A 23,521-nucleotide genomic window follows, 5' to 3' on the forward strand; every position below is an offset into this window, starting at 1 on the left:
CTTCCCGTGCACCATGACCCTGCCCCTCACCGTCACCACTCCCCGAACGTCAGCCGTGCCACCCACTTGGTCTGGAGCACCCCGGGAGCCGCCGGGACGATGATCCGCGCCGGATAGCCATGGTCGGCGGACAGCTCGGCGCCACCCACCCGCAGCGCGAGCAGCGATGACGGATCCCGCACCTGGTTGTCGCGCAGTGCGGCCCGGCGGAACGCGCCGTGCAGCTGAAGCGACTCCACCAGCACACCGGGAGGCCGTTCACCGAGCCCCACCAGCGCGGCGAGGTCCCGCAGCCGCACCCCGCTCCACTGCTGATCGCCCGTCGACCAGCCCTCGACACAGGCGATCGGCAGCGCCGCCGTCTGCTGGGGCAGCGCCAGCAGCTCGGCGCGGCCGAGCCGCACCCGCCGCCCGCCACCCTCGATCGTCAACCGCCATTCGTCGCCCGTCTCCTGGGCTCTGATGCCCACGGCCGCGGCGGTCTTGTTGATCTGGAAGCCGTTCGGGCCGCTGCCCGGGTCCCGGCCCCCGTGCGGCGCCAGCAGGGCCGTCCGCCGCCACCATCCGCCGACGCTCTGCCCGGCGGTCGTCGTGAACAGCAGCAGCGAACCGGCGCCGACCAGGCCCAGCGCTCCCCGCCGGGTCACCGTCGGCCGGTCCGGCCGGGCCGCCACCAGCCCGGTGTCATCGGCCGCCGGATCCGGGTCGGTGCGCTCGCGCAACGCCCGTACGGTCCGCGGCAGTCGCAGCACCACATGGACGGCGAACGCGCCCATGAACACCCACGCGCCGTAGAAGTGCAGCGGATAGAACGACCCGGGGAAGACGTACTCCAGCTGGATGTTGAGGATGCCGGTGACGAACTCGAAGAGCGCCCCGCCGACCAGCAACAGCAGGGAGAGCCTTTCCAGCGCATGGCCGGGGGACCGGGCGGGCGGCAGGGTGAAGAGCTTGGGGATCACCGACCACAACTTCGCCAGCAGCACGGGCACCAGCGCGATCCCGACGGTGACGTGCAGCCCCTGGGTGAGCCGGTAGAGCCAGGTGGGGCCGGTCGGCCAGCTGAAGAGGTAGAAGCCCAGCAGGCCCTTGCCGGGCGTCTTGTCGTTGACTCCGCCGCCCAGGTCCGGGTTGTACGCGGCGTACGACAGCAGGCCGGTCACGAACAGCAGCGTGATCCCGGCCAGCAGGACCACGCCGAGCAGCGCGGTCAGCCGCGGTCCGCGCAGCGGACTGCGCCAGACGGACGGCGCCGGGGACGGGGAAGGGGACGGGGAAGCGGAGAGGGAGGAGGAAGGAGAAGAGGCGGGAGGGCCGGAGAAAGGGCGCGGGGGAGGGGCACTCATATGTGTGTCCTTGGCGATTGGCGCGGCGCGGTCCGCCGCCTGGCCGGTCCGGCGCTCGGGGCCGGAGGGGCGTGGCTTCGACGGTATGCCGCGAGGGGGGCGCCGGACGGGCCGTGACGCATGACGAAACTCTGACGTCGCGGGGCAGAGCGTCCTTCGCCGGCCGGGGCCGGGAGAAATCTGACGGAACGATGACGCCAATGCCGCCGTACGGCCGTTGCCGCCGAACGGCGCCTAGCGTGCCGCTGTGACCTCCCGTGCGACCCCCCGTCCGGCCTCGCCGCCGGTCTCCCGTCCGTCCGACCGTCCGGCCCCCGAAGGCCCTGCCGCGGAACGCACCGCGCGCCGCCGCGATCTGCTGGCCGTCGCGGGCGCCGCCCTCCTTGTCGCGGTGGCCGCGCTGGTCGGTACCGTCATCGAGCGCGCCAACGGCAGTCTGCATGTCAACTGGCCCCCGCTGTACGCCTCGTGGTTCCCTCACCTGGGTCCCGGCACCCCCGCCGCCCTGGCGGTCGCCGTCGTGGTGATCGTCCACGGGCCTTCCCTGGCGGCCCGGTTGTCCTGGCGCCGGCTCGTCGTGTCGGGCTGGGTCGCCGCCCTGGCCTGGACGGGGGCGCTGGCGCTGATAGACGGCTGGCGCACCGGTATCGCCGGCCGGCTCACCACCGCCTACGAATACCTGACCGTCATCCGCCGCTTCGACGATGCGGGGCCGGCGCTGCGCGACTTCACCCACCACATCCTCAACAACGCGCCGGACCACTGGCCCGCCCATGTCGCCGGGCACCCACCGGCCGCCGTCCTCACCTTCGTCGGCCTGGACCGCATCGGTCTGGGCGGTGGCGCCTGGGCCGGCATCTGGTGCATCACCGTCGGCACCTCCGCCGTGGCCGCGGTCCTCATCGCGCTGCGCGCCCTCACCGACGAGCCGACCGCCCGCCGGGCCGCGCCGTTCCTCGTGCTGACCCCGGCCGCCGTCTGGGTGGGCACCTCGGCGGACGGCTACTTCGCGGCCGTCGCCGCCTGGTCCCTGGCGCTCCTCGCCCTCGCCGCCACCCACCCCACGCTCCGCCGGCGACCGCCGGGAGGCGCCCCCGTCCCGGCTGCCCCCGTCCCGGCCGCCGCCGCCCTCGCCTCCGGGCTCCTCCTCGGCCTGACCTGCTATCTCTCCTACGGCCTCACCCTGATCGCCCTGATCGCCGCGGCGATCCTGCTGCTCACCCGCACCGCACGGCCGCTGCCCTTCCTGGCGGCCGGGGCGCTGGCCGTCGCGGCCGTCTTCACCCTCGCCGGATTCCGCTGGTGGGAGGGGTACGAGCTGCTGGTCGAGCGCTACTACCAGGGCGCCGCCGCGGTCCGCCCGTACGCCTACTGGGTGTGGGGCAATCTCGCCTGCACCGTCTTGATCACCGGCCCGGCGACGGTGGCAGCTCTGCGCCGCACCCTCACCGCGGCCCCCACCGCCCTGCGGGGCCTCGGCCCGTCCGCCGGACCACTGCGTGCGCCCACCGCCAGGCTGGCCGTCCTCATGGCGGCCGTACTGCTGGCCGTGCTGACCGCCGACCTCTCAGGGATGAGCAAGGCGGAGACCGAACGCATCTGGCTGCCGTTCGCCGTCTGGCTGCCGGCCGCCTGCGCGCTGCTCCCCACGGCCCGGCACCGCCGCTGGCTGGCCGCCCAGGCGGTACTGGCACTGCTGATCAACCACCTTCTGTACACCGGGTGGTGACGGCTCATCAGCAATATGAGGCAGGGTCAGGCGAGGTAGGGGCGGGTCGAGTTGACCCGGCCGGGGCGCAGGATGCGGATCGGGCCGAGATTGCACGACGGGCAGTCGGTCAGGGTCAGCGGGGAGCGGACCCGGGCACCCCTGGCGAAGTAGTCGGCGCGCCGGTGGCCGGCCAGATCCGTGGTGTGCCGGATCTCGTACTCCTCCTCCCAGCCGTATCCGCAGTGCAGACAGACGAAGGAATAGGCCTCGTGAACCGTCTCGGTGTCCCGTTCCATGGTCATCACGCCCTCTCGGGCCCGCCGCGCCCGCGCCGGGCCGCATGCATGCCGCACTTCCCATTATTGCGCTCTGCAGGGGGGTTCGCGGGGGCGGATTTCCGGGCCCCCGATGACCATGGGCAGGGCCCGCCACCAGGCACGATGCTCCGGGCGGGGAGAAAGGCGCCATGGGGCACGACGCGCAGCGCGCACCGCGGCAGGCCGGGGCGTCCGCGCCCGGCGGCGATCTCGATCACGACGTCGAGGAGGTCATCGCCGGGGTGCTGACCGCCCCCGGCTGCCGGCCGCCCAGCGCGCCGGGCTCATCGACTCGTTGCGGGCCCTCACCGATGCGGCGGGGGAGCCTCCGGTGGCGCCGCGACCGGCGCCGCCGCCCCAAGCGCCCGCTCCCTGAGGCGTCCTGCGCCGGGCCGCCGGGTCTGCGCCAAGGCCTGGTACACCGCCCGGACCAGGCCGCGGTTGCGCGGGTCGTCGCCGGTCGTGCCACCGCCGTACTTGTTCATGGTGTACGCGAAGGACAGCCGGTTCTCCGGATCCGCGAAGGCGTACGAGCCGCCCGCGCCACCGTGCCCGAACGCCCCGGGGTTGGGCCCCGCCTGGCCCAGGTGGTTGAGCATGTAGCCCAGGCCCCAGCGGTGTTCGTGGCCCGCGGGGGCGAGCGCGTCGATCGTCAGATCACGTTCGCCCGGCAGGCTCTGCGACCGCCGCATCGCTTCCAGGGTGCCGGGCCCGACGAGCGTGCCGCCCGCCAGCGCCCCGTAGACGGTCGCCAGCCCGTGGGCGCTGGCGTGAGCATTGCCCGCCGGGATCTCGGCCGACCGGTAGGCGGCGCTGTTGACGTCGCCGGTGGGGATGGACATCAGCGCCAGCATCACCACGGCGAGCGGATGGTCGGCGAGCGTGTGGAACGGTGGCTTCGGTACGCCGGGAAACTGCGCGGCGATCCGTGCCTCGTCCAGCCGTCCGACCATGTCCGCGCAGCGGGCGTGCTCCTCCGCGGGGGTGCCGATGAACACCCTCGCGCCCAGCGGCCCGGTGATCTCGCTGCGCAGGAACGCGCCGAGGGACTGCCCGGTGATCCGCCGTACGACCTCGCCCACCAGGTATCCGAAGGTCACCGCGTGGTAGCCCTGCGCGGTGCCCGGCTCCCACCACGGCGGGGTCGCGGCCAGGGCGGCGCACACCCGGTCCCAGTCGTAGGCGCACCCCTCGGGGAGCGGCACACGGGGCGCGATCAGACCGGCGCGGTGGCTGAGCAGCCAGCGGACGGGGATGTCCTGCTTGCCGGCCTGCCCGAACTCGGGCCAGTACCGGACCACCGGCGCGTCGAGGTCCAACTCGCCCCGGTCCACGAGGAGATGGGCGCACAGCGCGGTCATTCCCTTGGACGTCGAGTAGACATTCACCAGGGTGTCGTGCTCCCAGGCGCGGGTCCCGGCGGCGTCCGCACGGCCGCCCCACAGATCGACCACCGCCTCGCCCTCCACGGTCACCGTGACCGCCGCGCCGACATCGCCGTGCTCGCGGAAGTTTTGCTCGAACGCTTCCCGTACGCCGGTGAAGCCCGGTGCGCAGTGGCCGTCGACGGTGGCTGGTCCCACGGTGGCTCTCCTCGCGTCGTCCGAGTGCGGTCATCCCGTACGTCCGTACGGACATGCGTCCGTACGGGCGTGTGGCGTCTACCGGATGATCCGTCCGGGCCGATGCCCGTGGCAACTATGTGGGTCCGGACGGCTCAGCGGCGCGTGTCCGGATTCCGCCCCTGCCCCCGCCGCCGTACGGCCGGTGCCGGGCCGGGTGGTGGCGCCCGTCCTGCCCCCGGCCCTTGCGGTTCTCCGGTCGCACACAGCGGTCCGTGGGGCGAGCCTGGAAGCGTTCCGCTCCCGGAGGACGGCCGCAGAGGAAGGTCCCACAGTGAACAGCGCGAAACCGGCAGGCACACAGCATGTATCGGCCGAGGTGGTGGTGGAACTGGAGAGCTGCGCGACGCAGGACGCGCATGCCGTCTTCAGCGCACTGCGCACCTCCTTCACCTCCGACCGGGCCGCGGACGACGTACCCGAGGAGGTCGCCGGGCCGGGCTCGACCGTGTGGACCTCGACCTTCGACGTGAGCGACCGCAAGTCCGCGGCCGAGCCCCGCCGGCTGACCGCCCCCGTCCTGGTCAGCCTCCAGGGCGGCTACTGGGCCGTCGACGAGCTGTGCAAGGGCCTGGAGTCCGCGTTCGCGGTACACGTCCTCGGCACGGCGGCCGGCGATCAGGAGAAGGAAGTCGAGCTGCGGCTGGAGACCCGCTAGGGGGTGTTGGTGCGGCCGATTGCGTGACGTCCCGCTCACCCCGGACAGGGCCCTGATCCGGCGGGGGACCGGCCGGGGCGGAGCCGTGTCCCGGGGGCTCGGGCGGCCCGTGATCTGTTGCGGAACCCGCCCCGCGGGGTCACCATGACTAATGACCCATACGTGATAAATGCTCACTCTTCGTGTTTCGGGGTTCGTTGGTCCAACGAGGTGAAGGGCGTGAGCCTCGCGGTGAGGAGCCACGACATGACACTTCCCGGCGACCGGCACTACACGGTCGAACTGCATGCTTCGGCGGAGCGTGTGCCGCAGATCCGGCGGATCCTTGCCGCGCACCTGCGGTACTGGGATCTCGAACTGCATATCCCGCCCGTATGCCGGGGAGTGGCGGAACTCCTGACCAATGTCCATCGCCATATCGGCCCGGACGCCCGGTGCGTCGTCGAACTCCGCTGGAGCGGCCGCCACCTCACGGCGTCGGTCGCCGACGAGGGGCCGCGGCTGCCGAAACTGCGCTCAGCGGCCGGCGGCGGGCTCGCCACAGTGGCGGCGCTCAGCGACAGTTGGGGCACCTGTGGTACCCCGGACGGCAAGGTCATCTGGTTCACCCGCCGGGTCGAGGCGACCCGCAAGTCCCGGCTGACCAGCCGCACTCCGCTGCGCAGCGTGCCCGACGCGAAGGGCCAGCCGGTGGTACCTCCGGCCGTACCGGTCGAGCCGCTCGTCGAGCCCGTACCCGAGGCTGCACCCGAGGCCGCCGCCGCGGCCGCCGCCGAGGCCGCCCCGGCATCGTCGTCCGGGGTGCTGGTCGTCTGACGCACCTCTGGTTCCCCCTCGCCCGGCCCGCCACCGGCCCGCCGGTGAGGCACTGACGAGGCGCTGACGAGGCGCTGACTCCAGCCTCTGTCACGCCTCACGGGCGGGCCGCTATCCGTCCGCCCGGCCGCCGGCGGCGCGCGCCACGCCGGCGCCGTGGAGACCTCGCCGCCCGGAAGGCACCAGCGCCGCCCGGGCACGGCGTTGCGCGGATAGGGCGCTGAGCGGGTACGGCGCTAAGCGGATACGACGCTGAGCGGGCACGACTGCTGCGCGGGCCCGGCGCTGCCCGGACACACCGCCCCGCACTCCTGCCGACACGGCAGTTGAGGAGTTCACCGGAGGTTCATCGGAGGCTCATCGGAGTTCACCGCCGTCGTACCGCCGTGCTGCCGTGCCACCCTGCGGTCGTGCCGTCGTCCTGCTCGCCTCCCGCCCCGCTCCGGGCGTTGCCCCGCCCCGCTCCAGGCCCCGCCCCGCCCCGCGTTGACCTGCCGTGAAGCCGCCCGGCGGACGTGCGGCCGCGCCTGCCCTCCTCGCGCGTCCGGGCCCCGGCCGCCGCCCCGCCCGCCGCACCTCCGTGCCCGCATCCCCGCGGGATGCCCGCCCGCCCCGCACGACGAGGGAGTTCGCCGTGCGTACGGCGATGTGTCACACCTGGGACACCCCCCCTTCCCCGCGTGCCGTTGCTCTTGGAACACTCTGCTGACCCGGTTTCCTCACAGCTCCCGGTACCACCGCACAGCACCGAACCCATATCGCGAACGCCCCCCACACACACGACATGAGGTCCCCATAGTCATGGCTGAACTGAATCGGCGCCGTTTCCTCCAGATAGCCGGCGCCACCGCGGGCGTCTCGGCCCTGTCGAGCAGCATCGCCCGTGCGGCTGCCATCCCCGCCGCGCGGCGCACCGGCTCCCTCAAGGACATCGAGCACGTCGTCGTCCTGATGCAGGAGAACCGTTCCTTCGACCACTACTTCGGCTCGATGAAGGGCGTACGCGGCTTCGGCGACCCGCGCCCGCTCATCCTCGACAACGGGAAGTCCGTCTGGCACCAGCCGGACGGCTCCAAGGACGTCCTGCCCTACCACCCGGACGCCGAGAACCTCGGTATGCAGTTCATCGAGGGCCTCAACCACGACTGGGCGGGCGGTCACAAGGCCTGGAACGACGGCAAGTACGATAGCTGGATCCCGGCCAAGGGCACCGGGACGATGGCCCATCTGACCCGCAAGGACATCCCGTTCCACTACGCACTCGCCGATGCGTTCACCATCTGCGACTCGTACCACTGCTCGATCATCGGGGCCACCGACCCCAACCGCTACTACATGTTCTCGGGCCACGTCGGCAACGACGGCTCGGGCGGCGGCCCGGTCCTGGGCAACGAGGAGGCGGGGTACGGCTGGACCACGTACCCGGAGCGGCTGGAGAAGGCCGGGATCTCCTGGAAGGTCTACCAGGACATCGGTGACGGCCTGGACGCCGACGGCAAGTGGGGCTGGATCGAGGACGCCTACCGCGGCACCTACGGCGACAACTCGCTGCTCTTCTTCAACCAGTACCGCAACGCCAAGCCCGGCGACCCGCTCTACGACAAGGCCCGCACCGGCACCAACGCCAAGCAGGGCGACGGCTACTTCGACCACCTCAAGGCCGATGTGAAGGCCGGCAAGCTCCCCCAGGTCTCCTGGATCGCCGCCCCCGAGGCCTTCTCCGAGCACCCCAACTGGCCCGCCAACTACGGTGCCTGGTACGTCTCGCAGGTGCTGGACGCGCTCACCTCCAACCCCGAGGTGTGGAGCAAGACCGCCCTGCTCATCACGTACGACGAGAACGACGGCTACTTCGACCACGTCCTCCCGCCCTTCCCGCCGGCCTCCGCCGACCAGGGCAAGTCGACCGTCGACAGCAAGCTCGACAGCTTCGGCGGCAACGCCACCTACTCGGCCGGCCCCTACGGCCTCGGCCAGCGCGTCCCGATGCTCGTCGTCTCCCCCTGGAGCACCGGCGGTTACGTCTGCTCCGAGGTCTTCGACCACACCTCCATCATCCGGTTCCTGGAGCGCCGCTTCGGTGTGCACGAGCCGAACATCTCGCCGTGGCGGCGCGCCATCTGCGGCGACCTGACCTCCGCCTTCGACTTCCGCCTGGAGAACACCAAGCCGGCCGCGCTCCCGGCCACCGACGGCTTCCAGCCGCCGGACAAGGAGCGGCACGACAGCTATGTGCCGAAGCCGCCCGCCAACCCCGTCCTGCCCAAGCAGGAGCCGGGTTCCCGGCCGTCCCGTCCGCTGCCGTACGCGCCGCTCGTCGACGGGACCGCCGCCCCCTCCACCGGCCGCTACACGCTCACCTTCAGCGGCGGTGACAAGGCCGGCGTCTGCTTCACCGTCACCGGGGGCAACCGCACCGACGGCCCCTGGACGTACACCACGGAGGCCGGCAAGAAGATCTCCGACACCTGGAACACGTCCTACTCCAAGGACACGTACGACCTGTCGGTGTTCGGTCCCAACGGCTTCCTGCGCACCTTCAAGGGCGACGGCAAGAAGGCAGGCCCCGAGGTGACCGCCCGCCACGACGCGCGGACCGGCCGCATCGAACTCACCCTGACCAACCACGGCAGCACCGACTGCCACCTCACCGTCACCCATGCCTACGGCGGGGCCAGCGAGACCTACCCCGTCCGCGCGGGCGCCACCGTCAAGAAGCAGGTCGACCTGCGCGCCAGCAAGCGCTGGTACGACCTGTCGGTCACCGCCGACACCGACGGCACCTTCCTGCGCCGGTTCGCCGGCCATGTGGAGAACGGCGAGCCGGGCGTGAGCGACCCGGCGCTCATCACCGGCTGAGCGAGCGGACGGGTCCGGCACCCCACGGGCGCCGGACCCGGCCCGCCCGCCGTCAGGAAGCCGCGCCGGGCAGGCCCCCGCGGGCCTCGCGGGCCGCGGCGACCAGGTTCTCCAGGGCGGCCCGCACCTCGGGCCGGCCGCGGGTCTTCAGACCGCAGTCGGGGTTGACCCACAGCGGCTCGGCCGGAGGGCGGACGTAGCGGGTGCCTTAGGACCGGACCCAGCCGTGCCGGGTGGCGAGGTAGCCGGTGAGCTGAACCGGGCCCCGACCGTCGGCCGCGCCTTGCGCTGGAGTGCGCTCCAGCTCCTAGCGTGAGCGGCACGACCGGAGAGCTGGGCTGATCGAAGGGAACCACGTGCGCTACACACTGTTCGGCAGGACCGGCCTGCGGGTGAGCGAGCTGAGCCTGGGCGCCATGACCATCGGCGAGGACTGGGGCTGGGGCGCGGGCAAGGACACCAGCGGCCGGATCCTGGACGCCTACGCGGAGGCCGGCGGCAACTTCATCGACACCGCCAACAACTACACCAACGGCGCCTCGGAGCGGATCCTTGGGGAACTGCTCGAAGGCCGCCGGGACCGCTTCGTGCTGGCGAGCAAATACACCTGCGCGACCCGCAAGGGCGATGTGAACGCGGCGGGCAACCACCGCAAGAACCTGGTCCGGTCGGTGGAGGAGAGCCTGGCGCGGCTGCGCACCGACCACCTCGATGTGCTGTGGGTGCACGCACGGGACAACTTCACGCCCGTGGAGGAGGTGATGCGGGCGCTCGACGACCTGGTGCGCTCGGGAAAGGTGCTCTACCTCGGCGTCTCCGACTGGCCCGCCTGGGAGATCGCGCAGGCGAACACCCTGGCCGAGCTGCGCGGCTGGACCGCGTTCGCCGGCTCGCAGCTGCGCTACAACCTGCTGGAGCGGACGCCGGAGCGCGAACTGCTGCCGCAGGCCCGCGCCTTCGACCTGGCCGTGCTGGCCTGGGCGCCGCTCGCGGCCGGGCGGCTCACCGGAAAGTACCGCCGCGGAGAGACCGGCCGGCTGGACGTCGTCGGCGAGACGGACCGCTCCGACCACCGGACCGAGGAGACCGTCACCGCGGTGCTGGAGATCGCCGAGCAGGGCGGCTGGAGCCCGGCGCAGGTGGCGCTGGCGTGGCTGCGCGGCCGGCCCGGCAACATCATCCCGATCGTCGCCGCCACCAGGGAGAGCCAGCTTCTCGACAACCTCGCCGCGGTGGATGTCACCCTGGACGCCGACGCGCAGGCGCGGCTCGACCGGTGCAGCGCGGTACCGCTGGGCTTCCCGCACGACTTCCTGCGGGAGCCGGGCATCACCGAGAACGTCTACGGCGACCGCTGGACCGAGATCGACGACCGGCGCTCCACCTACCGCCGTACGGCGAACGAGATCCGCTGACCGGCACGGCCACGGCGACGGCGACGGCCGCGGCGGCCGCGTCACCGCCACCGCCCCGCCGTGCACGGAACGGCGGCGGCGCCCGGCCGCCCGGTACGCCGAACGCCGCCGCCCGGATGGCCGGGCGGCGGCGTCTGAGGTCTATTGAGGTGAGTGCGGCCCGACGGGACCGGGGCGACGGCACCGGGCCGCCGGACCGAAGGCCCAGGGGGACACCCCCACGGACCGGAGGCCCAGCAGGAGGCACCCCCGGCTCACCGTCTCACCGCCCGCTGTTTCGGCTACGGCCGCCCACCGAGAGGCTTGGAGAAGCCGTGGCACCAGACCACTCCGTACCGCACCACGCACGGCCGTCCGGCCGCGGGCGGTCCGGCCGGGCCGCCCGCGGTGTCGCACGGTTGCTGGCCGCGGCCGGCCTGGCACTGGACACCTACGTCCACGCCCGGCTCGCCGGCCGCTACGACGGGGTCACGGCGACCATCAGCCAGGGCCTGCTCTTCCGTATCGAAGCCGCGCTGGCCGCACTCGCCGCCGTGCTCGTGCTGGTCTGGCGCCGGCCGGCCGGCGACACCTTCGCCTGGCTCGTCGCGACCGGCGGACTCGCGCTGCTGCTCCTCTACACCTATGTGGACATCGGCGCGCCGGGCCCGCTGCCGGACATGTACGAACCGGGCTGGAGCGCCGACAAGAAGCTGGCGGCCCTGGCCCAGGCCGTCGCCGTCCTGGCCACCGTCTTCCTGCTGCTCACCCGCACCCGCGGCCCCGTCAGGCAGCGCAGATGACCGACGGAACGCCGACCGCGCGGGTCAGTGCTGCAGCGCGCTGCGCTGCTGCCACTGCGTCCAGCTCTCCTGCCAGACCTCCAGGCCGTTACCGACGTCGGTCTTGTTGGTGTTGCTGGTGCCCTTCACCTCGACGGTGGAGCCGATCGGCAGGAAGTCGTAGATCTTCTTGGCGTCCGAGGTGCTCATACCGAAGCAGCCGTGGCTGTTGTTGACCACGCCGAGCGACTTGTTCCACGGGGCGGAGTGCAGGAAGGTCCCGGACGCGGTGAGGTGGGTGACCCACTTGGAGTCCAGCATCCACTCGGAACCGTGGCCGATGGTGGCGGAGTCCATGGTCTCGGCGGCGTTCTTGCTGCGTACGGTGTGCACACCGCCGCGGGTCGGGTCCTGCGGGGAGCCCGCGGAGCCGGTGATGGTGCCGACGCTCTTGCCGTTCTCGTACATGGTCAGGGTGTGCGAGGGCACATCGATGACGGCCTTGTGGTCGGCGCCGATGCGGAAGCCGAAGTTGTAGTCACGGGCGAACCAGCCGCCGTCGTCACCGGAGTTGATCCCGGACAGCGCGCCCTTGACGGAGACCTTGGTGCCGGACGGCCAGTAGTCCTTCGGCCGCCAGTCGATCCGGTCCTTGCCGGAGTAGTCCTTGACCCAGCCCCACGCGCCCTCGACCTTCGGCTGGGTGGTGACCTTCAGCGCCTTCTCGATCTCGGCGCGCCGGTCCTTCGCCACCGGGTGGTCGAAGAGGATCGATACCGGCATTCCGGTGCCCACGGTCTGCCCGCCGCCGGGGGTGTTGGTGAGCTTGTTGACCTTGCCGGCCTGCTCCGTGGTGAATTCCGAGGTGGCGGCGGCCTCCTTGCCCTGCGCCGACTTCGTCCTCGTCCGCACGGTGTAGGTGGTCTGCGGCTTGACCTTGCTGTCCGACTTCCATGACGTGCCGTCACCGGCGAGCTGCCCGCTGACCGTGCCGCCCTTGTCGTCCTTGACCTCGACCGAGGTGAGCTTTCCGCTGTCGGCCCGCACGGATATGGCCGAGCCGAGCTTGACCGACTTGCTTCCGGCGGCCGGGGTGACGGTCACCTTCGCCGCAGGCTCGTCCGCCTTCGGCGCATCGTCACCCGGCCCGCACGCGGTCAACAGCGTCCCCGCCGCTATCAGGGCGGGTATCAACCGTATGGAGTGGCGGCGTGATCCGGCGTACACGGGGGTCCTTCCCAAGCAGAACAACTGACAGTGGCGGAGCGCGGCCCCGTGCGGGGGTGACCGTCAAGGGCTGTCCATGCCCCACCGCATAGGCAGAGGGCCTGTGCGCTTCGGTGGTTGTCCGGTGCACGGGATCATTAGGACACAGTTCGATATCGGGCCCGCGGGAGAGCGGGAGGCCGGGAGAGCCGGAGAGCGGGAAGGGGACCGGCGTCCTTCCTGCCGCCCGCCGCCCGCCGCTTGACGCCGTCCGCAAGCGGGGTGCCGCGCCGGTGCTTACGGTGGTGTGTGATCCCGGGCACCCCGTGTATCCCGGGCACCCCGTGCATGCCGCGGACCGTGGATTCCGGACGGATCGTCGGCAGGCGGTCCCGTGACCGGCAGGAGAGAGCGTGAGCCAGATGCGAGGCCCCGCGCCGGCCGATTCGCCGGGCCCGGTGCGCCGCCGCGGCGCACCGCCCGAGGTCCGGGCCTGGGCGGAAGCGCTCGGCGCGGCCGTGGCGGGCGTCGTCACCATGATCGTGGTCGCCGCGCTGGGCCTGTGGGCGGCGGGTGCGGCGGACCTTCCCGGCGGGGCGTTCCCCTCCGTGGTCGCGGCCACGGTGCTGGTCGCGGCCGGCGGTTCGGTCGGTCTCTCCGGCGATGTCGGCGGCCTCGCGCAGGCCGATGCCGCCCTGGACGTCGTACCGCTGTCGGTCACGCTCGCCGGTGCGCTGGTGACCGCCGCCGTCTTCCTGCTGCCGCTGCGCCACCGCGCGGTGGCCGGCACCGGGGAACTGCTCGCCCGGGTCGCCCGGACGGCGGTGTGCTGGCTGGTGCTTCTGCTGCTGCTCACGCTCGCCGCCCGGCACAGCTTCCGGATCGCCGTGGGCAACGACCTGGCCGACCGGATCGGCGCCGAGCTGGGCGCCACCCCCACCGTCGGCTTCCGCGCCGATGTGCCCGCGACGCTCGGGGCCGGACTGCTGTGGATCCTGGCGCTGCTCGTGCTGACCTTCCTGGTCTCGCGCCGGGCCCCGCTCTCGCCCCGGCTGCTGCGCTTCCAGGACTCCGTACGGCCGCCCGCCTTCGCCATGCTGCTGACACTGCTCTGCTACGTCGCGATCGGGCTGGTCATCGGCATCGTCGAACTCATCACCAAGGACCACCGGGCCGAGACCTGCGCCGCCATGCTCCTCGGGCTGCCGAACCTCGCCTGGATGGCGCTGGGCCTCGGCACCGGCGGAGCCTGGGTGGGGCATGTCGACAAGGCCATCGGACTGCCCCTGCCGCACCTCCTCGACCAGGTGCTCCGCGCCCACGGGAAGCGGACCCTCGACCTCGGCGCGCTGACCGAGTACGACGGCCGGGCCTGGCTCCTGGTGGCGGTGGCGGCCGTGGTGCTGCTCCTTGCGGCCTTCATCGCGGCGGTCCGCTCCCCGGCCCGGCGGCCGGCCTGGCGGCACGCCGTCGAAATGGCCGTGGCCCTGGCGCTCACCCTGCTGGCCGTCGGCCTCCTCACCCGCATCTCCGCCCACTACGGGCTCTCCCTGATGGGCGTCGGTGACCTCGGCGGCGACCTGGGCGGCGAAGTCACCCTGGATCCGCAACTCCTGCGGCTGGTGGGCGCCGGCCTCGCCTGGGGACTGGTCACCGGCTTCCTCGGTGCCTTGCCGGCGCGGCGCGTACGCCATCCGGGCGAGGCGGAGAAGCCGTAGCGGAAGCCGACGCCCGGGAGCCGGCACCCCGGAGCTGACACCCCGACGGCTCCTCCCCGGCAATCAGTCGAGGCACACAACCCGGCTCCCCAAAACACGATTTCAGGCCATGATCCCGCTTTATCCGAGCGAATACGATCGGCTACTCGCGAGAAACGGCGCAGGTCAACTAAGGTGAACGCTCCGATTAGTCCACTTGTAAATTCCATGGAAATGCCGGAATTTACTGCGCTGATCGAAGGAAGTCCTGCCGAACCAGGACACACCGTGCAGCGCAGGGCTACGTGGTGTCGGCGACACCGCTCAACGTCGGCTTTGCAAGACCCAGCCGGCCCGTCCGTCCCCCCCGGAACGCGACGGCGCCGGTTCCTTCTTATTCACCTACCTCCCGAAGGCAAGGCAGAGATGGCACGAGTCTCCCGACAAGACCCCGAGCAGTTCTCCCAGCAGCGGGCTCACCCCGTCGACGAGGTGCTCCCCGTCGGCAAACTCACCCTCTACGGGTTCCAGCACGTCCTCGCGTTCTACGCGGGAGCGGTGATCGTCCCGATCGTTCTCGGGAACGCCCTGGGTCTCTCCCGCGAGGAGCTCGTCTATCTGATCAACGCGGACCTGCTGACCTGCGGTGTCGCCTCGATCATCCAGGCCCTCGGCGTCTGGAAGATCGGCGCCAGGCTGCCGCTGGTCCAGGGCGTCACCTTCACCGCGGTCTCCCCGATGATCGCCATCGGGCTGGGTGCGGGAGGTGGCACCGCCGGACTGCTCGTCGTCTACGGCGCGGTGATCACCGCGGGCATAGCGACCTTCCTGTTCGCGCCGTTCTTCAGCAAGCTGATGAAGTACTTCCCGCCGATCGTCATCGGCACGATCCTCACCGTCATCGGCCTCACCCTGATCCCGCAGGGGCTGCAGGACGCGGCCGGCGGTGCCCAGTTGAAGGGCCACGCCGAATACGGCTCCACCAAGAACCTCGCCTATGCGCTGGGCACCCTGCTGTTCATCCTGATCGTGGTCCGGCTCGGGAAGCCGTACCTGCGCAGCCTCGCCGTGCTGCTCGGCCTGGTCGCCGGCACCGGCGTCGCCTGGCTCCTCGGCGATGTGGACTTCAGTGGCGTGCAGAGTGCCGACTGGGTCGGCGTCAGCACGCCCTTCCACTACGGAATGCCGAAGTTCGAGGTGTTCCCGATCATCGCCATGATCATCGTCATGCTGATCACCATGGTGGAGACCACCGGAGACGTCTACGCCATCGGAGAGGTCACCCGTAAGAAGGTCGACAACACCACTGTCGCCAATGCCGTGCGCGCCGACGGTGTCGCCACCATCCTCGGCGGAATCTTCAACTCCTTCCCCTACGGCGCCTTTGCTCAGAACATCGGCCTGGTGCGGATGTCCAAGGTCATGAGCCGGTTCGTGGTGGTCGCGGCCAGCGGCTTCATGATCGTGATGGGGCTGCTGCCGAAGGCGGGCAGTGTGGTGGCCGCGATTCCGCATCCGGTGCTCGGCGGTGCCGCGATCGCGATGTTCGGCATGGTCGCCGCGGTCGGCATCCAGATCCTCGGCAAGGTGGATCTGCGCGAGGAGCACAACGCCCTGATCCTGGCGGTCAGCCTCGCCGCGGCGCTGCTGCCGAACGCCGTCGCGCCGTTCTTCGAGCGGATGCCGGAGGACGTCCGGGCCGTCCTCAACAGCGGTATCACGCTGGGCAGTCTGGCCGCCGTCGTGCTGAACCTCTTCTTCAACGTCTTCACCCGCCGCAGCACAATGGAGATCGACTGGGACGGGATGGAGGACGACGAGCCGGAGGAGGCGCACGGACCGCTGGGAGCGCACGAGCCGGTCGGCGCGCACGCGCCGGCGGCCCCGTTCCCTCCGCAGGGCCCGCACGCGCACCAGGGCCCGCACACCCCGCAGGGTCCCCACACCCAGCAGGGCTTCTATGACCCGCAGGGCTCACACAACCCGCAGGGCCCGCACAACCCGCAGGGCCCGCACTGGGGCGGCGCCCCCGGCAACTGAGCCGTCAACAGCTGCGGCAACGGCCGCGGGCGGAGAGGGAACCGCTTCCCGGTCCCTCCCCGCCCGTCGGCGTCCGCCTCCTCGCCGCTCCCGTCAGTGGGTGGCCACGGAGTTGAACGGCGGTGCTTCGCCCGCATCCCCGATCAGGTCCCAGAAGTGGTCGACCAGCCGGCGCAGATACGCCGAGCGCTCGGCCGCGACCTCCTTGAGTCGGAAGTCGTCGTTCCGCGCCACCACATGCCCCATATAGCGCTCGGAGAACTCCGCGAACTCCGCATGCATCGTGCGCAGGGCATCGCTCACCCGGGTCTTGTTCAGCGTGGTGATCTTCGCGATCGCCCCCACATGCCCCTTCCAGCGTCCGTCGATGGCCGACCGCAGATACCCGGCCAGCTCGTCGTTGTGCCCCATCACCCCGATCAGCTTCCGCAGCGACAGCCCCAACGCCTCCACCAGTGCCTTGGTCTGCCGGTAGTCGCCGCTCCACTGCTGCGACGACTCGGCCGCCCAGTATGTGGCCGGATCCATCCCGATCAGCTGCGCCAGCCGCTCCACGCTCAGCTGCCGGGCCATCCGGTGTTCGGCCAGGGTCCGGGGCTCGATGCCCATCAGCACGGTCGGCGGGCACCACAGGACATCGGCCAGGGCGAAGAGCTGCGCCTCGGACGGCGCCTGGGTGCCGTACTCCCAGGTCTCGATCAGCTCAGGACGGACCGGCAAGCCGCACGCCGTCATGGCCTGGGCGACCTGAGCCGTACTCAGGCCCACCCGGGCCCGCGCGGATCTGGCCTCTGCGGGGGAAAAGGGAGTGCTGTACACCTACGGGACACCTCGCTGCACCCGGCGAACGGGGGTGCTTGTGGGGAGAGGAGATGGAGGAACATCCAGGAGCGGGCAGATTAACAGATGGTCGATAGGTACGAATCTCCAGTTCCCTATCGAGGCGAAGGCGGGCAAGGGCCGCGAGGGCGGACGGGCAGGAGATGTGCACCATCTGTCCGATTTCGCGCATCAACTCGCTTACTGGGTATAGCCGATGCCTCGGTGTTTACCGGGCGGTAGCGGTTCTTGAGACCACACGGACAACGCAGCGTAATAAGAGCGTTACGTGAATGAGGGTGCGGCGGCCGGCCCGGTGCAGGCGCTCTGGTCGCACCTCGTCGTCCGCCGGAGATCAGCGCAACGTGTGCCGGTCTCCGGCGAAGATCTTGTCGAGGTGGTAATCGAGCGTGCGCCGTACGTCCTCCAGCGTGCGGCGCCGATGGAGGGCGTCCTGGCCCAGTCCCACTGCACCGGACACCAGCAGATCCGCCTCGCGCCACGGGTCGAGGCCGGGGGCCGTCCGCCCGTCGTGCTGCGCCGCGGCGATCAGCTCCGCCACCAGCCGCTCCAAGGGCTGGTCGGCCGGCAGAAAGACCTCGGCGAGCTCCGGGTCGGTCAGGCTGCGGGCGTAGTACGCGGCGAACACCCGCAGTGCGGCGGTGCGTTGGGCATCCACGGGCAAGAACTCGTCCAGCACCGCCCGCAGTAGGGCGCGGGGATCGGTGGCGTCGAACCGGATACGGGAGCGGGCGATGCGCTCGTTCTCCTCGTGCAGCAGTTGCAGCGCGTCGACCAGTAGCCGGTGCTTGCTCGCGAAGTGGTACTGGACCGCGCGCAGCGACACCCCGGCCTCGGCCGCGACCTCCCGCAGACTCGCCGCGTGCAGCCCCCGTTCGGCGGCGATCCGCCAGAGCGCCTCGGCGATCTGCCGGCGCCGCGGCGAGGGGGCACCGGGCGCCGCGGCCCGCTCGGCCGCCGGGGCGGGCGGCTGCTTGCGCCGCCGGTACGCCTTCGCCTGACAGCTGCGCGAGCAGTAGAGCGTCGGCCGGCCCCGTCCCGGAGCGGGGACGGCCGTGGAGCACATCCGGCACACAGCTCCCTGGGCAGCCTTCATTTCATCACGCTCATTTCCCATTCCAGAACCCCTGAAATGTGTGACGTAATTCGAATTCATCAGTAATTCGGCGGCAAATGCCCCTTGCCACGATGATACGTTTGTAACGTCCTTTCGAGGGGGCGCGGAACGTTCCGAGGGGACTTTCCGAGAGATCGTCCTGAGGGGGCTTCCGGGAGAACTTTCCGAGGGGGCTTGGGAATCGATGAAGTACGACATCCTGCAGATCGTCGGTGCCGTCATGACGGTGGTCTTCACTCAGGGGGCGATCCGGCTGCTCATCGACCACGGCGACACCGGGCTTCTGGGCCTGCTGGGCGGTGGTTTCGCGCTCACGCTGGCCGCGCACGGGGCGCTGGTCGCCGTGGGTGTTCTGCTGACGGGCTGGTCCCATACCCGCGCGAAGGCGCTCGGTCGACGGGGCTGACCCGCCGGATTGAGTGTCAACCACGGGTTGACAGGACTCTGGCTGTCAACCTAGGGTTGCCTCATGGTGGAATCGACTCAGATCAACCAATCCGTCCGCCTCGACGACCTCATCGAGGCCATCAAGAAGGTGCACGGCGACGCCCTCGAACAGCTCCAGAGCGCCGTCGTCGCCGCTGACCATCTCGGTGAAGTGGCCGACCATCTCATCGGCCACTTCGTCGACCAGGCCCGCCGCTCCGGTGCCTCATGGACCGAGATCGGCAAGTCCATGGGCGTCACACGGCAGGCCGCCCAGAAGAGGTTCGTGACGAAGGACGAGCCGGCGCCCGACATGAGCCAGGACTTCGGCAGGTTCACCCCTCGGGCCAGGAGCGTCGTCGTCGCGTCCCAGAACAAGGCCCGCGAGGGCGGCCACGCGCAGATCGGCACGGGCCATCTCCTGCTCGGCCTGCTCGACGACCCGGAAGGGCTGGCCGCACGGGTGATCGTCGCCCAGGGCGTACAGCTGGAGACGGTCGGAGCGGCCGCGGCCGAGGCGCTGCCGGAGCCTTCCGTCGAGCCGTTGCCCGCCCTGGTGCCTTTCGACGCCGGCGCGAAGAAGGTCCTCGAACTCACCTTCCGCGAGGGGCTGCGGCTGGGCCACCACTACGTCGGCACGGAGCACATCTTGCTGGCGCTGCTGGAGCAGGAGAACGGGGAGGGCGTGCTCAGCGGCCTCGGCCTCGACAAGGCGAACACCGAGGAGTACGTGTCGACCGCCTTGAGGGCGGTCCAGGAGAAGCTGCAGGAGTAGCTACAGGCTGCAGGAGTAGCTACAGAAGGAGCTGCAGAAGCAGCTACAGGAATATCTGCAGGAGAGCAGTGGCATACCGTTCCCTCCCCGGCTTCCCGGGAAGCCGGGGAGGGAACGGTACGCCGGGGAGGAAACGAGGCCGGGGAGGGAATCGTCCGCCCCGGTTTCAGCCGACGTGCACCCGCGGGCGCCGGGCCGGGTCGGGCTCGGCGCGGCGCAGGACCTCACGGGCGACCGGGGCGACCTCGCCGTCGCCGAAGACCAGGAACCGCAGCAGATGGCTGAACGGATGGCCCTCGGTCCAGTTGAAGTAGGCGTGCGGCACCTGACCGGTGTGCTCGCGCAGGTGCATCAGCACGGCGGCGATGGTGTTCGCCACGCCGGCGCCCTCCACTCGCAGGATCTGCGCCCCGTACCGCTCCTCGCCCCGGACGTGCAGGTCCGTGGTGAAGTCCGAGGAGTCCCTGACGGTCACTTCCAGGAACAGCACCGGCCGGCCGTCGGGTATATGGGTCTCCTCGCGCTGGCTGTACTCCTTCTCCTGGTACTCCGCCGCGTCCCGCTCGTCGGGCTCGTTGGCGATGACCCGCAGCGGCCCGGCCGCCATCGCGGCACCGATCAGCCGCTCGGCCGTCTCGTCGAAATCGACCTCCACGGCGCGCAGTTCGAAGGCCCGGTGAACCCGTGAGGCGAACGAGGTCAGCAGGATGCCCAGGATGAACAGCAGGGCGATCTTCAGGCCGTCCGGCCGCTCGATGACGTTGGTGACCAGGGTGTAGCCGAAGACGAGGGTGATGGCGCCGAAGCCGACGGTGGCCGCCCGCAGCCGCCGGTGGCGGGCGGCCACGGTGGAGGCGAACGACGCCGAGAGCATCAGCACCAGCACACCGGTCGCATACGCGCCGCTCTGCTCGTCGACGCTGGCGTTGAAGAAGAAGGTGATGCCGAAGGCGGTGGCCAGGAAGATCAGCACCAGCGGACGCACCGCACGGGCCCACTCCGGCGCCATGCCGTAACGCGGCAGATAGCGCGGTACGAGATTGAGCAGCCCGGCCATCGCCGAGGCACCGGCGAACCAGAGGATGGCGATGGTGGAGAGGTCGTAGACGGTGCCGAAGGCCTCGCCCAGGTACTGGTGCGCGAGGTAGGCCAGCGCACGCCCGTTGGCCGAACCGCCGGTCGCGAACTCCTTCTGCGGGATGAGCAGCGTGGTGGCCAGGCTCGACAGCAGCAGGAAACAGCTCATGACCAGGGCAGCCGTGGTCAGCAGCCGGCGGGTGCCCCGGATCCGGCCGGCCGGGTGCGCTGCGGTGTCGGTGGCGGCGCCCCGTACCTGCGGCATGACCGCCACGCCCGTCTCGAAGCCGGACATGCCCAGCGCCAGCTTGGGGAAGACCAGCAGCGCCACGGCGACGATCGCCACCGGCGAGGAGTGCTCGGCGGTCATCGCGCCCCACCAGTTGCCGACCACCACCGGGTGCGACAGCACATTCCAGGCCGCGGTGGCCAGAACCACGACGTTCAGCGCCAGATAGGTCCCGACGAGTCCGACGGCGATGCCGATCGCCTCACGGAACCCCTTGAGGAACACCGCGCCCAGGGCGGCCAGCAGCACCAGGGTGATCCACAGATTCGCGCCGTGCAGCAGGGGAGGGGCGAAGGGGTTCTCCACGACATGCGCCGAGGCATCGGCGGCCGACAGCGTCATGGTGATGATGAAGTCCGTCGCGGCGAACCCCAGCAGCACCAGGACCAGCAGCTTCCCCGCCCACCACGGCAGCAGTCGCTCCAGCATGGCGATCGAACCCTCGCCGTTCGGGCTCTCCTTGGCGACCCTGCGGTACACGGGCAGCGCGCCGAGCAGGGTCAGCGCGATCAGCACGAGCGTGGCGAACGGCGAGAGCAGACCGGCCGCCAGCGCGGCGATGCCCGGCTGGTAGCCCAGTGTGGAGAAGTAGTCGACGCCCGTGAGGCACATGACGCGCCACCAGGAGTGGCCCTTGTGCTCGGCCGGCGGGGTGCCGTGCGGCCCGGGGTGGCGGGCGGCCTGGCTGCTGAGCCCGTCCAGGAGCCAGGCGCGCCACCGTCGGGAGGTGGGGGTGGGGGGCGTGGGATCCGCCTGGACAGTGGTCATGCGGGGAAGGCCTGCCGATCCTCGGTCGTCGTTCGGGCAACGAGGAGCGAGTATGCATCACCACGTCAGCGGCGCTCCGGCCCACCCCGCGCGGGGCGACATCGGCGGGTTCGGCTCTGCCGTCAAGGCCGTGTTCACCCTGCTGTCGACGCGGTGCCCCTTTCTGTCGTCTCTGTCGTCGGGGGCCCGGGTCCCGCTTGCCGCCGATGCCGGGTTCCCCCTGTCGTGAGGGCCGGGTTCCCCTCCGCGTCAAGCCCGGGTGCCCTCTGGCAGCAAGGCCTGGTTCCCCTGCCGTCAGGGCCGTGTCAGAAACCGCCCGCCGCCCGTACGCAGGGCGTTAAAGGTCGGCGCGCCAGGGCTCCCGCACCGCCTCCCGTGCGCACTCTGGCGGCAAGGGTCCACCGCGGGTCCATGGACCGACCGGTCCGCCGCGCGGACCACAGCAGGAGCGGACCACAGCAGGAGCGGACCACAGCAGGAGGTGTTCCCCGTGGCCACCCTTCACCGTCCGGCGACCTCCGACCGCCCGTACGTGCCCTACACCCCGCACACCCCCCGCACCACCGGAACCCCGCGCCTCCCGCGGGTGGCACTGCCCCGTACCCGGCCGGCCCATCAGACCCCGACCGACCGCACCCTCGCCCGGGACCTCGCCCTGCCGCTCGGCGCCCTGGGAGCGGCGCTGCTGGTGACCGCCCTGATGCTGACCGGGGAGACCGCGCACGCCACGGTCGCGCTCGCGGTCTTCGCCCTGCTGACGGTGGCGGTGTCCCTCTTCGCCCGGCCGGCCGTAGTGCCCGTCGTGGCCCTGGTCTCGTGGATGTTCTACGACGGCTTCGTGCTGAACCAGCGCTCCGACCTGGCCTTCCAGCCGCAGGACCGGACCGGCCTGCTGGTCCTGCTCCTCGCCGGTGTCATGGGCGCGGGCTGCGCCGCCGCCGCACGGGCCGTCCGGCGGCACTCGCCCGGCTGACCTGAGCCTGCCTGCTCAGGGCGCGCTGACGGGGGTCTGCCGCTCACGGCCGGGTGACGGGGGCCTGCTCGATCAGGGCCCCCTGACCGGCCCGGCCCGCTCGTAACCCGCTGACCGGGCCTGCCCACTCACGACCCGTTCACCGAGCCCGCCCGCTCACAGCCGGCACGCCTCGGGCCCTCGTCATCACTCACCACCGGCCGGACCCTCGCGGCGCGGCACTCAGGCACTCACCACCGGCAACGCCCCCGGTGATGGCGCCGGCAGCACGCCGAGTGCCGGTGCCGGGCCGCCGCGGCCCGCCGCCGTCGGCCGGACGCGCCCAGAAACCCGAGTCCGATGCCCAGCATCCAGGTGTCCTTGGCCATCGGAATCCCGTCCTGGGTCGGCCGCAGACTCCCTTCCTGCCGCAACCCCGGGACGCGCAGATACAGACCGACCAGCCCACCGGAGAACCCGGTCAGCGCCAGTCCGGCCAGCCGAGTGGGTACGAACGGCACCAGCAGCGCGCCACCGACCACCAGCTCCGACCATGACAGGAGCCGGGTGAACCGCTCGGCGGGAATCCTGTCCAGGAACGGGTACGCCACACACGCCATGCCGTGCACGGCCTCCGCGGTGGCCTGGTCCGCCCGCAGCTTCGTCAGCCCGGAATTCAGGATGAACGCACCGGTGGCCAGCCGAGGGGCCAGATCACGCGCTTCGGGCAGCTGCACCATGGAGCCTCCAAGATCAGATCTTCGGGCCCCTTCATCGAGCTTAGCCAGCAGGCAAGAGGGGTGCATCCGGCCGCCATCTTCGGTATCTC

General features: G+C 71.2%; 20 protein-coding genes and 1 pseudogene. 12 read left to right on the plus strand and 9 right to left on the minus strand.

Annotation, left to right across the window (positions count from 1 at the left end):
• Positions 1-32 precede the first annotated feature (32 nt).
• Positions 33-1,346, minus strand: a complete 1,314-nt coding sequence (locus ABR737_RS35310) for a molybdopterin-dependent oxidoreductase (protein WP_350255125.1) — start codon at positions 1,344-1,346, stop codon at positions 33-35.
• A gap of 247 nt (positions 1,347-1,593) precedes the next feature.
• Between ABR737_RS35310 and ABR737_RS35315 the strand changes: the two genes are divergently transcribed.
• Complete coding sequence (locus ABR737_RS35315; RefSeq protein WP_502964431.1) at positions 1,594-3,075, plus strand: hypothetical protein; 1,482 nt, start codon at positions 1,594-1,596, stop codon at positions 3,073-3,075.
• A 26-nt stretch (positions 3,076-3,101) separates the two neighbouring features.
• Here the strand turns inward: ABR737_RS35315 and ABR737_RS35320 are convergent, their stop codons facing one another.
• Positions 3,102-3,353, minus strand: coding sequence for a hypothetical protein (locus tag ABR737_RS35320; RefSeq protein ID WP_350255126.1), 252 nt, complete (start codon positions 3,351-3,353; stop codon positions 3,102-3,104).
• A gap of 326 nt (positions 3,354-3,679) precedes the next feature.
• Positions 3,680-4,957, minus strand: a complete 1,278-nt coding sequence (locus ABR737_RS35325; RefSeq protein WP_350255127.1) for a serine hydrolase domain-containing protein — start codon at positions 4,955-4,957, stop codon at positions 3,680-3,682.
• Positions 4,958-5,270: 313 nt separating this feature from the next.
• Here ABR737_RS35325 and ABR737_RS35330 point away from each other — a divergent pair, with 313 nt between their 5' ends.
• The 3 genes from ABR737_RS35330 to ABR737_RS35340 all read left to right on the plus strand — a co-directional run bounded on the left by ABR737_RS35330 (position 5,271) and on the right by ABR737_RS35340 (position 9,329).
• Positions 5,271-5,654 carry a hypothetical protein gene (locus ABR737_RS35330; RefSeq protein ID WP_350255129.1) on the plus strand — a complete coding sequence of 128 codons (384 nt, stop codon included), beginning with the start codon at positions 5,271-5,273 and terminating at the stop codon, positions 5,652-5,654.
• Positions 5,655-5,900: 246 nt separating this feature from the next.
• The gene (locus ABR737_RS35335; RefSeq protein WP_350255131.1) at positions 5,901-6,470 is read left to right on the plus strand and encodes an ATP-binding protein; all 570 of its coding nucleotides are present in this window, start codon (positions 5,901-5,903) and stop codon (positions 6,468-6,470) included.
• Between the two features lie 801 nt (positions 6,471-7,271).
• The gene (locus ABR737_RS35340; protein ID WP_350255133.1) at positions 7,272-9,329 is read left to right on the plus strand and encodes a phosphocholine-specific phospholipase C; all 2,058 of its coding nucleotides are present in this window, start codon (positions 7,272-7,274) and stop codon (positions 9,327-9,329) included.
• Between the two features lie 52 nt (positions 9,330-9,381).
• On the opposite strand, the pseudogene ABR737_RS35345 reads toward ABR737_RS35340, so the two are convergent.
• A pseudogene (locus ABR737_RS35345) lies at positions 9,382-9,516 on the minus strand (hypothetical protein); the annotation flags it as partial.
• Between the two features lie 169 nt (positions 9,517-9,685).
• On the opposite strand from ABR737_RS35345, the gene ABR737_RS35350 reads away from it, so the two are divergent.
• A complete protein-coding gene (locus tag ABR737_RS35350) occupies positions 9,686-10,744 on the plus strand; it encodes an aldo/keto reductase (protein ID WP_350255135.1) in 1,059 nt (352 codons plus the stop codon).
• 314 nt (positions 10,745-11,058) lie between these two features.
• On the plus strand, positions 11,059-11,526 hold the full coding sequence (locus ABR737_RS35355) for a hypothetical protein (RefSeq protein ID WP_350255137.1): 468 nt from the start codon (positions 11,059-11,061) through the stop codon (positions 11,524-11,526).
• A 24-nt stretch (positions 11,527-11,550) separates the two neighbouring features.
• Here the strand turns inward: ABR737_RS35355 and ABR737_RS35360 are convergent, their stop codons facing one another.
• On the minus strand, positions 11,551-12,732 hold the full coding sequence (locus ABR737_RS35360; protein ID WP_350255139.1) for a L,D-transpeptidase family protein: 1,182 nt from the start codon (positions 12,730-12,732) through the stop codon (positions 11,551-11,553).
• A 392-nt stretch (positions 12,733-13,124) separates the two neighbouring features.
• Between ABR737_RS35360 and ABR737_RS35365 the strand changes: the two genes are divergently transcribed.
• On the plus strand, positions 13,125-14,429 hold the full coding sequence (locus ABR737_RS35365; RefSeq protein WP_502964432.1) for a streptophobe family protein: 1,305 nt from the start codon (positions 13,125-13,127) through the stop codon (positions 14,427-14,429).
• 405 nt (positions 14,430-14,834) lie between these two features.
• On the plus strand, positions 14,835-16,448 hold the full coding sequence (locus ABR737_RS35370) for a solute carrier family 23 protein (protein WP_350255141.1): 1,614 nt from the start codon (positions 14,835-14,837) through the stop codon (positions 16,446-16,448).
• A gap of 93 nt (positions 16,449-16,541) precedes the next feature.
• Here the strand turns inward: ABR737_RS35370 and ABR737_RS35375 are convergent, their stop codons facing one another.
• Positions 16,542-17,267, minus strand: a complete 726-nt coding sequence (locus ABR737_RS35375; RefSeq protein WP_350255142.1) for a transcriptional regulator — start codon at positions 17,265-17,267, stop codon at positions 16,542-16,544.
• A gap of 355 nt (positions 17,268-17,622) precedes the next feature.
• Positions 17,623-18,354 carry a TetR/AcrR family transcriptional regulator gene (locus ABR737_RS35380; RefSeq protein ID WP_350255143.1) on the minus strand — a complete coding sequence of 244 codons (732 nt, stop codon included), beginning with the start codon at positions 18,352-18,354 and terminating at the stop codon, positions 17,623-17,625.
• A gap of 235 nt (positions 18,355-18,589) precedes the next feature.
• Between ABR737_RS35380 and ABR737_RS35385 the strand changes: the two genes are divergently transcribed.
• Together ABR737_RS35385 and ABR737_RS35390 are read left to right on the plus strand one after the other, a co-directional pair.
• Positions 18,590-18,811 (plus strand): hypothetical protein, encoded by a 222-nt coding sequence (locus ABR737_RS35385; protein WP_350255144.1) that lies wholly within the window; start codon positions 18,590-18,592, stop codon positions 18,809-18,811.
• A 63-nt stretch (positions 18,812-18,874) separates the two neighbouring features.
• Positions 18,875-19,606 (plus strand): Clp protease N-terminal domain-containing protein, encoded by a 732-nt coding sequence (locus ABR737_RS35390; RefSeq protein ID WP_350255146.1) that lies wholly within the window; start codon positions 18,875-18,877, stop codon positions 19,604-19,606.
• 166 nt (positions 19,607-19,772) lie between these two features.
• Here the strand turns inward: ABR737_RS35390 and ABR737_RS35395 are convergent, their stop codons facing one another.
• Positions 19,773-21,740, minus strand: a complete 1,968-nt coding sequence (locus ABR737_RS35395) for an APC family permease (RefSeq protein ID WP_350255147.1) — start codon at positions 21,738-21,740, stop codon at positions 19,773-19,775.
• 52 nt (positions 21,741-21,792) lie between these two features.
• Between ABR737_RS35395 and ABR737_RS35400 the strand changes: the two genes are divergently transcribed.
• Positions 21,793-21,969: a hypothetical protein gene (locus tag ABR737_RS35400; RefSeq protein WP_350255149.1), complete on the plus strand. Its 177-nt coding sequence runs from the start codon at positions 21,793-21,795 to the stop codon at positions 21,967-21,969.
• 261 nt (positions 21,970-22,230) lie between these two features.
• Positions 22,231-22,713 carry a DUF4118 domain-containing protein gene (locus ABR737_RS35405; RefSeq protein WP_350255150.1) on the plus strand — a complete coding sequence of 161 codons (483 nt, stop codon included), beginning with the start codon at positions 22,231-22,233 and terminating at the stop codon, positions 22,711-22,713.
• 230 nt (positions 22,714-22,943) lie between these two features.
• Here the strand turns inward: ABR737_RS35405 and ABR737_RS35410 are convergent, their stop codons facing one another.
• Entirely contained in the window at positions 22,944-23,432 is a 489-nt protein-coding gene (locus ABR737_RS35410; RefSeq protein ID WP_350255151.1) for a hypothetical protein, read from the minus strand.
• Positions 23,433-23,521: the final 89 nt, after the last annotated feature.

This window comes from Streptomyces sp. Edi2 (genome assembly GCF_040253635.1).
GTDB lineage: Bacteria > Actinomycetota > Actinomycetes > Streptomycetales > Streptomycetaceae > Streptomyces.

What these genes read in the sequence shown, in the direction of transcription:
- ABR737_RS35410 (WP_350255151.1), bottom strand. Translation starts at nt 23,432, where the DNA reads ATGGTGCAGCTGCCCGAAGCGCGTGATCTGGCCCCTCGGCTGGCCACC.
- ABR737_RS35370 (WP_350255141.1), top strand. Translation starts at nt 14,835, where the DNA reads ATGGCACGAGTCTCCCGACAAGACCCCGAGCAGTTCTCCCAGCAGCGG.
- ABR737_RS35320 (WP_350255126.1), bottom strand. Translation starts at nt 3,353, where the DNA reads ATGGAACGGGACACCGAGACGGTTCACGAGGCCTATTCCTTCGTCTGT.
- ABR737_RS35400 (WP_350255149.1), top strand. Translation starts at nt 21,793, where the DNA reads ATGCATCACCACGTCAGCGGCGCTCCGGCCCACCCCGCGCGGGGCGAC.
- ABR737_RS35380 (WP_350255143.1), bottom strand. Translation starts at nt 18,354, where the DNA reads ATGTGCTCCACGGCCGTCCCCGCTCCGGGACGGGGCCGGCCGACGCTC.
- ABR737_RS35340 (WP_350255133.1), top strand. Translation starts at nt 7,272, where the DNA reads ATGGCTGAACTGAATCGGCGCCGTTTCCTCCAGATAGCCGGCGCCACC.
- ABR737_RS35390 (WP_350255146.1), top strand. Translation starts at nt 18,875, where the DNA reads ATGGTGGAATCGACTCAGATCAACCAATCCGTCCGCCTCGACGACCTC.
- ABR737_RS35385 (WP_350255144.1), top strand. Translation starts at nt 18,590, where the DNA reads ATGAAGTACGACATCCTGCAGATCGTCGGTGCCGTCATGACGGTGGTC.
- ABR737_RS35310 (WP_350255125.1), bottom strand. Translation starts at nt 1,346, where the DNA reads ATGAGTGCCCCTCCCCCGCGCCCTTTCTCCGGCCCTCCCGCCTCTTCT.
- ABR737_RS35395 (WP_350255147.1), bottom strand. Translation starts at nt 21,740, where the DNA reads ATGACCACTGTCCAGGCGGATCCCACGCCCCCCACCCCCACCTCCCGA.
- ABR737_RS35335 (WP_350255131.1), top strand. Translation starts at nt 5,901, where the DNA reads ATGACACTTCCCGGCGACCGGCACTACACGGTCGAACTGCATGCTTCG.